Origin of the sequence: Methanofastidiosum sp., from assembly GCA_035362715.1 — an archaeon.
In the GTDB taxonomy this organism is placed as follows: domain Archaea; phylum Methanobacteriota_B; class Thermococci; order Methanofastidiosales; family Methanofastidiosaceae; genus Methanofastidiosum.
Genome location: DAOSDU010000004.1, coordinates 1 through 12,491 on the forward strand (window position 1 = coordinate 1; position 12,491 = coordinate 12,491).

General features: G+C 37.6%; 12 protein-coding genes and 1 tRNA gene. 9 read left to right on the top strand and 4 right to left on the bottom strand.

The features are described 5' to 3' along the window. Nucleotides 1-90: 90 nt before the first annotated feature. The 3 genes from PLI06_03595 to PLI06_03605 all read right to left on the bottom strand — a co-directional run bounded on the left by PLI06_03595 (nucleotide 91) and on the right by PLI06_03605 (nucleotide 3,285). Nucleotides 91-360: a hypothetical protein gene (locus PLI06_03595; protein ID HOI76679.1), complete on the bottom strand. Its 270-nt coding sequence runs from the start codon at nucleotides 358-360 to the stop codon at nucleotides 91-93. A gap of 230 nt (nucleotides 361-590) precedes the next feature. Continuing rightward, nucleotides 591-1,853, bottom strand: a complete 1,263-nt coding sequence (locus PLI06_03600) for a PQQ-binding-like beta-propeller repeat protein (GenBank protein HOI76680.1) — start codon at nucleotides 1,851-1,853, stop codon at nucleotides 591-593. A 211-nt stretch (nucleotides 1,854-2,064) separates the two neighbouring features. Beyond that, nucleotides 2,065-3,285: a tyrosine-type recombinase/integrase gene (locus PLI06_03605; protein ID HOI76681.1), complete on the bottom strand. Its 1,221-nt coding sequence runs from the start codon at nucleotides 3,283-3,285 to the stop codon at nucleotides 2,065-2,067. 269 nt (nucleotides 3,286-3,554) lie between these two features. Here PLI06_03605 and PLI06_03610 point away from each other — a divergent pair, with 269 nt between their 5' ends. Continuing rightward, on the top strand, nucleotides 3,555-4,073 hold the full coding sequence (locus tag PLI06_03610; protein ID HOI76682.1) for a universal stress protein: 519 nt from the start codon (nucleotides 3,555-3,557) through the stop codon (nucleotides 4,071-4,073). Nucleotides 4,074-4,099: 26 nt separating this feature from the next. Here the strand turns inward: PLI06_03610 and PLI06_03615 are convergent, their stop codons facing one another. Continuing rightward, nucleotides 4,100-4,459 (bottom strand): DUF1622 domain-containing protein, encoded by a 360-nt coding sequence (locus PLI06_03615; protein HOI76683.1) that lies wholly within the window; start codon nucleotides 4,457-4,459, stop codon nucleotides 4,100-4,102. 303 nt (nucleotides 4,460-4,762) lie between these two features. Here PLI06_03615 and PLI06_03620 point away from each other — a divergent pair, with 303 nt between their 5' ends. The 8 genes from PLI06_03620 (at nucleotide 4,763) to PLI06_03655 (ending at nucleotide 12,441) form a co-directional block, all read left to right on the top strand. Beyond that, a complete protein-coding gene (locus PLI06_03620) occupies nucleotides 4,763-5,845 on the top strand; it encodes an ornithine carbamoyltransferase (GenBank protein HOI76684.1) in 1,083 nt (360 codons plus the stop codon). A gap of 42 nt (nucleotides 5,846-5,887) precedes the next feature. Next, entirely contained in the window at nucleotides 5,888-6,892 is a 1,005-nt protein-coding gene (gene arcC / locus PLI06_03625; GenBank protein HOI76685.1) for a carbamate kinase, read from the top strand. A gap of 12 nt (nucleotides 6,893-6,904) precedes the next feature. Continuing rightward, nucleotides 6,905-7,255, top strand: coding sequence for a cupin domain-containing protein (locus PLI06_03630; GenBank protein HOI76686.1), 351 nt, complete (start codon nucleotides 6,905-6,907; stop codon nucleotides 7,253-7,255). An 87-nt stretch (nucleotides 7,256-7,342) separates the two neighbouring features. Continuing rightward, the gene (gene pyrG / locus PLI06_03635) at nucleotides 7,343-8,908 is read left to right on the top strand and encodes a CTP synthase (glutamine hydrolyzing) (protein HOI76687.1); all 1,566 of its coding nucleotides are present in this window, start codon (nucleotides 7,343-7,345) and stop codon (nucleotides 8,906-8,908) included. Further along, nucleotides 8,908-9,489 (top strand): 6-phospho-3-hexuloisomerase, encoded by a 582-nt coding sequence (gene hxlB / locus PLI06_03640; GenBank protein ID HOI76688.1) that lies wholly within the window; start codon nucleotides 8,908-8,910, stop codon nucleotides 9,487-9,489. The genes pyrG and hxlB overlap by 1 nt, the downstream gene beginning before the upstream one ends. Before the next feature lie 38 nt (nucleotides 9,490-9,527). Then, nucleotides 9,528-9,602 (top strand) — tRNA-Pro (locus PLI06_03645). A gap of 80 nt (nucleotides 9,603-9,682) precedes the next feature. After that, complete coding sequence (locus PLI06_03650) at nucleotides 9,683-10,828, top strand: NAD/NADP octopine/nopaline dehydrogenase family protein (GenBank protein HOI76689.1); 1,146 nt, start codon at nucleotides 9,683-9,685, stop codon at nucleotides 10,826-10,828. Continuing rightward, a complete protein-coding gene (locus PLI06_03655; GenBank protein ID HOI76690.1) occupies nucleotides 10,825-12,441 on the top strand; it encodes a cobalamin B12-binding domain-containing protein in 1,617 nt (538 codons plus the stop codon). The genes PLI06_03650 and PLI06_03655 overlap by 4 nt, the downstream gene beginning before the upstream one ends. Nucleotides 12,442-12,491 lie beyond the last annotated feature (50 nt).

Sequence of the window (12,491 nt, forward strand, 5' to 3'; positions counted from 1 at the left end):
ATCAATCATTAAGGAATAGTTCTTTTTTGAATATTGTAATAGGGATAATACTAATTTATGGCGGCTTGAAATATACAAAAAAATAATATTTTATTCCTTCTGCCAGTTCCAGAACTTGTTGTTCGGCATCACATGCCATTCCGTATCCCGGCATTCAGTCCTCACTGGCACCCAAGTGCCTTTGATCTTTTTCACGGGACATATGTAGCAGGGGCCAGGGCTTTGTTTTTTTGAATTGTCTTGATAGTTGCACCTGATGTATGAGAATGATCTGCTGACATGTGATCTCTTGACGTGTGGGCAGACTATAGTGCCGCAACGGTCCCGTGTCGATACTATTCTTATGCACCTGTCGTGCACCTTCATCTTCCTGATGCTCACATACTCGGGTATGGTCTTCTGGACCTGCATCCTATAAAAAAGTTCAAGTTTAGTTTGCGTCAAGTTGTTGCTCATGGCCTTAATTTTAGGGCCAGGTATATTATCGCTATCCTAGTGGGAAGATGTATTTAGGATTAATTATAAGGAGGGATTAGAGTTTAAAAAACTTTTAATCAAATTAAGAAAAGAATAGAAAAGAAAAAATAAATTTATTTAACTTCGCACCCTTCGGCATCGGGGTGATTCTTGCACCTGTTCTCATCTAGTATCTTCAAGAATCTGTCTATTGGGAGGGATTTTGGAGCTATTTTTATTGCCCTGTAAAGGTTGTAATTGTTCTGACCATGTTTTGGCCAGTTGGAGTTTGCATATGCGCTCATTGATTGCTGGTATGTCGCATATGTCCATCTTGAACTGCTTTGAATTGCATAAAGATTGTAGTCGTTACTCCCTATGTAGATTGTCCCGTCTTCTCCTATTGAAGGTGATGACCTACCCGATCCAATGTAATATCGCCACTTATAATCGGTACGATCACCGCTGCCATTTGGGCTTATTGCATAAAGGTATCCGTCTTGGCTCCCTATATAGATTATACCGTCTGCACCGATTGCAGGAGAGGATGGAATACTACCGTCTGTTTCAAATCTCCACTTCAAATCACCGCTTGGAGTTATCGCATAAAGGTAATCGTCTGAGCTCCCAACGTATATTGTTCCGTCGGCACCTATTGCAGGAGATGAACGATTAATACCGTCATCTGTTTCATATCTCCACTTCAAATCACCGCTTGGAGTTATTGCGTAAAGGTAATAATCTGTGCTTCCGATGTATATCGTTCCGTCTGCTGCAACAGCAGGGGATGACCTAGCATAATCAGTGTCGATGTCATAAGTCCATTTCAATGCCCCACTTCGTGTTAATGCGTAAAGATTACCGTCATAGCTACCAACATAGATTGTGCCGTCTGCGCCGATTGCAGGTGATGAGTGGGCATAATCATCACTACCTATGTCATATCTCCACTTCAAAGTACCGCTAGGCGTCAGAGCATAGAAGTAACCGTTATGGCTGATAAAGTAGATTGTGCCGTCTGAATCAATTGCAGGGGAAGAGCAGATATAGTCTCCAGTGTCGTAAGTCCATTTTAACGATCCGCTTGGTGTCAGTGCATACAGAGAATAATCTTGAGATCCTATGTATATAGTGCCGTCAGGAGCTATTGCCGGTGCACCTGTAATGTAGTCTCCAGTTTCATATCTCCACTTCAAAGTACCGCTTGGAGTTATCGCATAAAAGTATCCGTCGCCGTCTCCGACATAGATTGTCCCGTCTGCACCAATTGCAGGGGGAGCATAGACGTAATCTTCTGTTTCGTAGGCCCATTTTAAATCTCCATCTGCGGCAAGAACCGCTCCGAAAGACGTTAGAAATATACTAACTAGTAAAACAGCTGTTATTTTTTTATTCATAATTAGTCACCATTATTGTTAGCAGAATATGAATTTTTATTCCTTTTAAGTATTTCGCCTAACTCGGCTAAGGCGTTTGCCACTAATTTTATGGCCAGTTCCATTAAACGAAATGGCCCTATCTTTTAATAGAAGCTGGAGATGTTAAAGGATCCTTTAATAAGAAAGGAAATAATTAAAATCAACGAGCAATAACCCCCGGCACTATCCCTTATTTTACCTTGCCCGCCATATTCCTGAACTCATTTTTTATTTCTGAGTCTGAGTCAATTGCTTCAATTAGCTCCATAATCTTCTTGAAAGTATGTAGTTTTGCACTGTCCTCCATTGTTTCGTTGATGAACTCTTCTCTCAGTATCCTGTTCTTCTTCTCCATCTCAAATACTTTCTCTTCTTTTAATGGCATACCGCATCTATAGCAGTACTCTGATGTCGGGCCGCAGTTCTCCCTGCACCTCGGGCATACTACTGGCCTTATGTTTCCATCGTCCATGGACTCCTCAGTTTTAATGCCATAAACCTTGCTGTAGATGGCCTTATCGATGTCCCTCCCGGAAAGGTGAACATAGACCTTGGGCATCTCAGATCCAAGCTGCCATCCAAGATAGTGGCACATTTCAGACTCGGTCAATTTTGATGCCAGGTGAGTTGCCCTGGTGTGCCTTAGAATATGCGGCGTTACTTTCTTCTCAATTTTGGAGTTATTTATTGCTCTTTTTAGCATGTTCTTGTATGATTCATAGAAGAGGGGCTTCCCAAAGTTCTTGTTCCCAGTTCCGACAAAAAGCGATTCGTTAGGATGGACGTTGGGGTGAATCTGAATCCAGTTTTTTATGTAGGGCTCAGCCATAACAAACGGAACCAATCGCTCTCCAGTTTTTCCCCTTACCTTTACCTTTCCGCCATAGTCGTTAAATGTCAGGTCTTTGAAGGTGATTGATGCAAGCTCACCAATTCTAAGGCCACAGTCATAAAGCAATGCAATTGCCGCCTTGTCCCGGAGATTTGTTGCTGATTCAATCAGCTTTAGTACCTCCTCCCTCGAGAGGATCTGTGGCTTTCTTGAGTGCTTTTTCTCTCCTTTTAGGGCTTTTAGTTCAGGCCAGTCTTCCCCTTTCAACCACTTGAAGAACTTCCTCAATGTCCTCCTGTACTCATTCTTGGATGAGTCAGAGATGTCCTCAATCTCGACCTTTTCCATGACCTCGATTATATCCTTGGAGTTCCATGCTGCAAAGTCCTTGTCCTTGTATCTCTGGCATATGAGCCTCAAATCTATCATATAGCGGAGAGTCCTTAGGATGCCTATTCTGCCCGCAATCAGGTAGCTTTTGAACTCTCTAATTGTATTAATATTGGAGTCAGTTATGTCTGAATTAATCAAACGCCCCTCTTCTTTCGAAAGCAAAACCTTTTCTTTGTAAATTCCCATAAATTGAGAATAGGCATTTGTGATATATACATTATCCTAACGCACTGGGAATAAATAAACGTGTCCTTCCCCCGCATCATTTCTATTGGGTTTTGGGTTATAGAGAATTTGTTAATTTTAAGGCCAAATTAATCGTCTCTATTTGATTTAGGTAAGCTATAGTTTAGTATTAATAAAAATATAATGATCATGTATTAGCATATTCTAATAAAGTTAGGATAACCGAAAAACTTATAAATTGAAATAACGATTAAGATAATGGTGAGATTATGGCTGAAGAGCTAATTAAAAAAATATTGGTACCTGTGGATGGATCTAATGCTTCGCAGAAAGCCTTAGACTATGCAGGTTGGGTATCTGGTAAAACTGGAGCTAGCATAATGTTACTCCATGTAATTGACGCAGGTAAGTTCAATACTTCTTATGAAGCTATGGACAGATTTCAACCTGAGTGGGAAGATAAAATTAAAGGTACAGATGATATTAAGAGATATTCTCCATTTTTTGAAGAACAGCTAAGCTGTATGATTGAAGATCCAGTTTGCAAGAGAGGTAGCAATCTCCTTAAAGAAATGGCCAAATATGCAGAAAAATATAAAGTAAAGACAAAGACTATGATGAAACTAGGAAAAACTGTAGATACAATCATACAAGTAGCCGAAGAAGAAAATTGCGATCAGATAATTGTTGGAAAGACAGGACTTACTGGAATCAGAAAGATTGTTATGGGGAATGCAGCAGAAGACGTAGCTCAATATGCTCATTGCAGAGTCACTGTTGTAGCTTAAATAATTATTATTTTAATTTTTTTTATCTACATTTTAATTTTTGTATTATGATTATGGCGTTGCGCCTCATCAATCTCAATGTCTAGAAAGTAGTTTATTACAGTCCTGATAGCAACTATTGCACCTAAGATTGCAACTTCTTGTAAGCTTGGCTTCAATATAGTTCTAATTATATCGGCAGCGATAAGAAACTCCAATCCCAGTAGTAAGTAAGTTCCAAGTGTTACTCTAAGTATATCAGTGTCTTTTAGAGAAATATTGGCCTTTAATCTTTTTAGTTCAATTTTTAAAAATTTGATGATTGATAGTAAACTACCGTAGACAATTACAGATATGCCTATTAACCCAATTGTCCATGCAATATATTCAATAATAAGAACAAACATCAAATCATCTCTTAATGATTATATACTCTAGTTTGGTATATTACGTTTACTATTACTCAAAAAATATGAGGAAAAATGTAGAGCCGTAAAGAACATTCTAGTTAGTTAAACAAATGATGATATAAAATCATTAATTATCGTTTTTAGTAAATTTAAATTGCTTTTAATATAAAATATCGATTATTAATTACTTTTTTAAATATATAATCAGGATTGAACGAAAGACTTAAATAGAACAATTACTATATTAAGATGTCCAACATGCCATTTTCAAAAGCATGTTAGGAAAATGGAGGAATTTAAATGGTATGTCCTGCAACTAAGTTAGCCGGAAAAGATATGATATCTACTCAAGAATGGACTAAAGAAGGACTTGATACAGTCCTCGCAATTGCCGACAGATTGAAAGAGATGTGGGCCTGTGGCCACATGCCCCAGATTCTCGATAGAAAAACACTCTTTATGATGTTCTACAACTCCTCTCTTAGAACAAGAAATTCTTTTGAAGTAGGAATGACCCAATTGGGAGGTCATGCCCAGTTCTTGGACTCTTCAGCATCCTACACACCAATTGATGCTTTAGAATCAGCCCCTGGAAGAGAAAGAGTAAAAGATACAGCCCAAGTTCTTGACAGATATGGAGAGGGATTGGCTATTAGGGTATTTGGTAAGCCAGTAAATATGGTCTATGGTGCTGGAAACCAGATGATTAGAAACTTTGCAAAATATTGTTCTATACCTGTTCTAGATATGGATTGTGATATGTACCACCCGCACCAAGCGTTGTGTGACCTTATGACTTTAAGAGAAAAATTCGGCCCTCACAATTTAAAGGGCAAGAAATTTGTCATGAGCTGGGCAACAGCCCCAAGTCCATGGAAACCCCTGGCCGTCGCACATTCCAATATTGAACTTATGACAAGATATGATATGGATGTTACCGTAGCATATCCGAAAGAGTTCCCTCTTGATGAAAGAATTCTTAAAAACGCTAAAGAAAACGCAGAAGAATGTGGAAGAACTTTTGAAATCGTCCACGATATGGATGAAGCATTTGAAGGTGCAGATGTTGTCTATCCAAAAGGTTGGACAAGTATTAACCATCTTCCAACATTGAAGGACCCAACAAAGAAACCTGACGAAGAAAAGATCATGTCGTTGCTCAAGAAGTATGAAGTCGAAAAATCCTGGACATGTAATGCCGACAGGATGAAAAAGACAAACAATGCTTACTACATGCACTGTCTACCTGCTGATGTCAAAGACGGATGGGAAGTCACACCTGAAGTTATTGACGGTCCAAGAAGTATCGTAATTGACGAAGCAGAAAACAGATTGCACGTACAGAAGGGTGTTCTAGCAGCTGTATTGGGCGGAAGAGTATAATTTAATATTTTATTTTATTTTTAAATAGGAAAAGGTGATTTTATAGAAACTATTGTTGTTGCACTTGGTGGAAACGCCATAAAACAAGCTCAAGAAAAAGGAACTCATGAAGAGCAGTTTAGAAACGTCGAAATTGCTTGTGAAGCTATTTTAAAATTAATAAAGGATGGATACGAAGTTGTAATCACACATGGTAATGGTCCACAATCAGGAAATTTAATGGTTCAACAGGACGCTGCTGTAGCTATTGTCCCCCCAATGCCAATGGATGCTGTAGGCGCCATGACTCAGGGACAGATTGGGTATATGATACAACAGACTCTTCAGAATATGATGAAGATGAAAAAGATGAACATCCCAGTTGCTACTGTTGTTACGCAAGTAGTTGTATCCAAAGATGACCCTGATTTCCAAGACCCTTCAAAACCTGTTGGTAATTTTTTCTCAGAAACAGAGGCGAAAAGAATTGCTGCTGAAACAGGATATGTAATTGATCCAAAACCAGGCCAAGAACATATTGATAAGAAGATGAAAGGGCACGTGATAAAAAAAGTAAAGCCTACAGGGGATAAACCATATAGGAGAGTCGTTCCCTCCCCAGACCCAGTACGGCCTGCAGAAGCTGTAGCGATTAAAAAACTTGTGGATAGTAATGTTATTGTTATTGCATCAGGTGGCGGTGGGGTACCTGTTGTAGAGGACAAAAATGGCATTTTAATGGGAATTGATGGTGTAATTGATAAAGATAAGGCCGGAGAGAGACTTGCAGAGGCTGTTGAAGCTGATATCTTTTTAGTACTTACAGATGTTGAAGTCGCCTATTTGAATTTTGGGAAGCCGGATCAGAAACCAGTTAACAAAATGACTGTTGCAGAAGCTAAAAAGTATATGAAAGAGGGCCACTTCCTTGCAGGTAGTATGGGGCCAAAAGTCTTGGCATGTATAAGATTCATAGAAGAAGCCAAGGGAAAGAAAGCCGTTATTACGTCCCTTAACAAGGCAGAAGATGCTCTAAAAGGAATAACAGGGACTACCATTGTTCCTTAAAGGAGGTAAATTATGGGAATGATAGTAAAATATGAGAAGGATACGACAATATTTACTCCAAACTTGCATTTTGACTGTGATTCTCGTTGGTATTTTAAGAAAGGTGAGCCAACTGGAACTATGTCTGTCCTGAGGTCTGATTTTAAAAAGGGTGGTTGGGCAGACTGGCATGATCATGCAAGTGCAGATCAAGCCTATTATGTCATAAAGGGAAAAGTAAGAGTCTGGATGGATAGTGAAGATAACTATGCGGATCTCGGCCCTGGTGACATGGTAATATTTCCAATGGGCAGAAAACATAAACTAAAGAATATGACCGATGGAGAATTATCTCTTGTAGCTATGAACGCACCAGCTTTATAATTTTATTTTTTATTTTATAGATATTAAAATTATTTCCCGTATATCAATTACAAAAACCTATATAAGGAATAAATTTAAACTCTTTCTATGAGATATGTGGTAGTTACCGGAGGAGTTATTTCTGGTCTGGGAAAGGGTGTGACTACCGCCTCTATATCCAAAATAATTCAATCAATGGGACACAAAGTTACCGTTGTTAAAATTGACCCATATGTTAATGTTGATGCGGGAACTATGTCTCCTTTTGAGCACGGAGAAGTTTTTGTTTTGGATGATGGAGGAGAGGTAGACCTAGATCTTGGAAATTACGAAAGATTTCTTAATATACATCTGACCAAAGCACATAATATCACGACAGGGAAAGTATATCTTAAAGTCATTGAAAAGGAAAGAAAGGGTGACTATCTTGGCAAAACAGTTCAGATTATCCCCCACATCACTGATGAAATAAAAGCTGGAATAAGGAATGTTGCAAAAGGTCATGATGTAACTGTTATTGAAGTTGGAGGAACAGTCGGAGATATCGAGAGTATGCCCTTCCTTGAAGCTTTAAGACAGCTTTCCATTGAAGAAGACGTTGTTTTTATCCATGTTACACTTGTACCGAACCTAAGTGTTGTCGGAGAGCCAAAGACAAAGCCCACTCAACACTCGGTAAAAGCGCTAAGGGAAGTCGGAATTAGCCCACATATAATTGTCTGCAGAAGTGTTGAAAAGTTAAATGAAAAATCAAAAGAAAAAATTGCACTTTTTACAAATGTGAGAGTTGATCATGTTATCAGCGCTCCTGATGTTGAAGATATTCATTATATCCCTCTTATTTTTAATGGAGAGAAGATAGGGCAAAAAATTTTAGATCAATTTAAAATGGACGGGAAACCAAATCTTACGCTGTGGAAATCAATTCTTTGCAAAGATTATAAAAAAGATGTCAATCTTGCGATTGTAGGTAAGTATGCCGACCTCCATGATTCTTACCTCAGTATTTCCCAGGCACTAAAGCACGCTTCATTTAAAACCTGTTATAAAACAAATATATCTTGGATCGAGGCAGAGGAGTTTGAAAATAAAAAGATATCAGATGAACTAGACAAATTCGATGGTGTTTTAGTTCCTGGAGGATTTGGATCAAGGGGTGTAGAGGGCAAAATAAATGTAATAAAATATGCTAGGGAAAACGATATCCCCTATTTAGGCATATGTCTTGGTTTCCAGCTTGCCGTCATAGAATACGCTAGAAATGTCTGTGGCCTTAAAAATGCAAATACAACTGAAGTTTGTGATACGGAACACCCTGTCATTGATTTACTGCCTGAGCAAAAGAAGATTTCATCTAAAGGTGGGACTATGAGGCTTGGCGCTTCAGAAATTCTTCTTGATAAAAACTCTATGATCTATTCATTGTACAAGACTGATAAGATTTACGAAAGGCATAGACACAGATACGAAGTTAACAGGGATTATATAGATGCGCTTCTAAAAGATAAGCGCCTTATATTTTCAGGAAGATCCCCAAATGGCCTTATGGAAGTTCTAGAAATAAAAGACCATCCGTTCTTCCTAGGAACTCAATTCCATCCTGAATTTAAATCAAGGGTAGAGGCGGTAGCCCCAACATTTTATGGGCTTGTAAAAGCAATGGGTGAAAAATAATGAATGTAAAATCCTCTGTAAGGAACATAATATCTGAAATAAGTTCTGTTATGGAAGAGATTGATGAGAATACTATAGAAGAAGTAATATCTGAGATTTTGAAAGCAAATAAAATATTTATTGTTGGTGCGGGTAGAAGTGGCCTTGTGGGAAAAGCCTTTGCTATGAGACTTATGCAGATAGGTTTCAAGGTTTATGTTGTGGGAGAAACTATAACTCCGTCGATGGAAGAAGGAGACTTACTTATTGCAATATCTAACTCCGGAGAAACAAAAAGTGTTTGTTTGGCATCACAAATAGCTATGACAATTAAAGGAAATCTAATTGGAATTACCTCTAATAAAAATTCTAGATTAGCAAAAAAATCCACCAAATCAATAATAATAGATGCTAAACATAGAACAGACCCTGCAAGATTCGTCCAGAAGGGATTCCATAATGAGGTGCCTTCATTTGCTCCTTTAGGCACGCTTTTTGAAGTCTCTACATTTTTATTCTTTGAAGGGTTAATTGGGTCTCTGATGGAAAGGACCAATAGGAAAGAAGAAGACCTGAAAAAAATGCATTCAGTGCTTGAATAAACGAAATATTTTAATAATATTGATTTTTATAAAGTTAGGGGACCGTGGGGTAGCTTGGCCCATCCTTTTGGCTTCGGGAGCCAGAAACCTGAGTTCAAATCTCGGCGGTCCCATTAATTATTTAAATCCAAGCTTCCTAAATCAATAAGGATTCTATTTTTATAAATTAGAAATACTCTCGAGGTGTATTTTGATGGTTGATAAATTGAGAGATGAAATAATGGAAAAAATAAAACATGCAACGGGGAATAAGCCCTCTTTTTGTGTAATAGGTGCTGGAAATGGTGGTCTTGCAATGGCAGGATATCTTGCTGTTTATGGTTTTTCTGTTAATATATGGACTAGAGACAAAGAAAAAATGGAGGCATTGGCCAATGCAGGTGGCATTGAGGTTGAAGGTAAAATTGAAGGATTTGGAGAATTAAATAAAATAGATACAGATTTTCAGAAATCAATTGAAGATGTAGATATAATAATGGTAGTCGTGCCTGCTAATGGCCACAAAGAAATTGGAGAAAAACTAGTAAAGTATGTAAAGCCAGGTCAGACTATTGTTCTAAATCCAGGTAGAACTGGTGGAGCTTTAGAGCTATACAATATATTTAGAAAGCAGGGAAAAGTAAGAGAAGATATTATTTTTGCTGAGGCCCAGACATTTCTATTCGTTGCAAGAAAACTAGGCGTGCACAAAGTTAGGATATTTGATATAAAAAGGTCAGTTCCAGTTTCAGCTGTTAGATCATATAAAAATCCAGAACTTATTAAAAAATTAAGGATGGCATTTCCACAGTTTACACCCACATCAGACGTTCTTCATACAAGTTTAGGAAACGTTGCAGTTATGTTTCACCCGGGTGTGATGCTCCTAAATACTGGGTGGGTTGAGTCTAATCACGGTAATTTTGAATATTATCTTGAGGGAATTTCACCCGGTGTTGCTAAAGTATTAGAGCATGTGGATAAGGAAAGAATAAAAATTGCAGAAGCTGTGGGGATAAGAGTGCCTTCATTGAAAGACTGGCTTTATTTCTCTTATGGCTCAACTGGTTTGGATCTTTATGAATCAGTCCAAACTACGCCTGCATATAAAGGTGTAATGGCCCCTTCAACTATCCACCACAGGTACATTCTAGAAGATGTTCCAATGAGTCTTGTTCCAATGTCTTCATTAGGTAAAAAGTTTGGCGTGGAAACAAAGTGCATTGATTCACTTGTCAACATAGCATGTTACCAACAGGAAAGAGATTTTTGGAGTGAAGGGCGAACTGTAGATCATATGGGGATTATGAATTTTGATTTAAAAACTATAAAGAGACTTATGGCCGGGGAGATAGTATGAAGGCTATTCTCGCAACCATAGGTAACTGCATACACGTGCAAGGGATTAAAAATTTTGAGAGTTTGTTGAATAAGAATAATATTGACACAGAATTTATTGGGGTTTGCATTGACATAGACGCACTCATTGAGATAATTATAGAAAAAACCCCCGATATTGTAGGTCTAAGTTACAGGCTTGAGCCAGAAACTGCTAAAATATTATTCAATAAGTTGAAAAGTTCTATTAGAGAAAATCACATTAAATCAAGATTTTTCTTTGGAGGAACACCTGCAGTGTGTGAAATAGCAGAAGAAGTTCAAATATTTGAGGGAGTTTTTAAAGGAATAGAAACTCAAAACGAGATTCTCGATAAGATATTTGGAAGAAAGAAAGAATATGACCCTTTAGAATACTCCCAAAATCTCTATGAAAGAATTGAAAAATTTTATCCATTTCCCCTAATAAGACATCATTTCGGACTACCGTCTCTTGAAAAAACGATTGAAGGTGTTAAAGAGATTGCAGAAAGTAAAACAGTTGATATTATATCTATAGGGCCAGACCAAATCGCTCAAGAATGTTTTTTTAATCAAGAAAATATTTGTAAAGAATTTGAGGGTGGTGGAGGGGTACCTCTAAGAAAAAAAGAAGATCTAGAGTCTATTTATGAAGCTTCAAGAATAGGTAACTTTCCTCTTTTGAGATGTTATGCGGGCACAAATGACTTGATAAAATGGGGGGCTATGTTAAAAGAGACAATAAATAATGCGTGGGGGGCAATACCTCTTTTTTGGTATTCAGAACTGGATGGGAGATCTAAGAGGGATTTAGTAAGTGCAATCAGTGAGAATCAAAAAACTATAAAATGGCACGCAGAAAATAATGTGCCAATTGAAATTAATGATTCCCATCAATGGGCCCTTAGAAAAACTTCCGACCAGATTGAAGTTGCCTCTGCTTATATCGCAACTTACAATGCAAAGAAATTGGGAGTTAGGAATTATGTCCAGCAGTTTATGATGAATGTTCCCCCGGAGATATCTCTTGAGATGGATTTAGCAAAAATGCTCGCAAAAATAGATATAATATCAGAATTATCAGATAAAGATTTTACTATTCTAAGGATGATAAGAACAGGACTTGCCTCCCTTTCTGTTGATGAAAATGTAGCTAAAGGGGAGCTTGCTTCATCAGTAACGATTGGTATGTATTTGAAGCCACATATTGTTCATGTTGTCGGATATTCTGAAGCCTATAATGTTGCAACGCCAGAAGTTATAGTTGAAAGCTCAAAGATTACCAAAGGTGTAATAAAAAATTGTCTGAAAGGGTTGCCTGGGATAGAAGATAACAAAAAAATAATAAAAAGAAAGGAAAAGATACTCAAAGATACTAAATTGATTCTAGAAACGATAAAGTCACTTGATGATAGTCAAGACGCCTTGACAAATCCAAACACATTGTATGAAGCAGTCAAAATAGGCCTAATGGACGCAGAAAACTTGAAAGGTTTTAATCCTGCAAAAGGAGAAATTAAAACAGTAATTATAGATGGAATTGTTCAATGTGTTGATGAGGATACGGGGTCCGTAATCTCTGAAAAGGAGAGAATAAAAAGGTTACAGATATAATATTTATTAATTAATAAGTAATATCTATTAATTATTAATTATTATATATT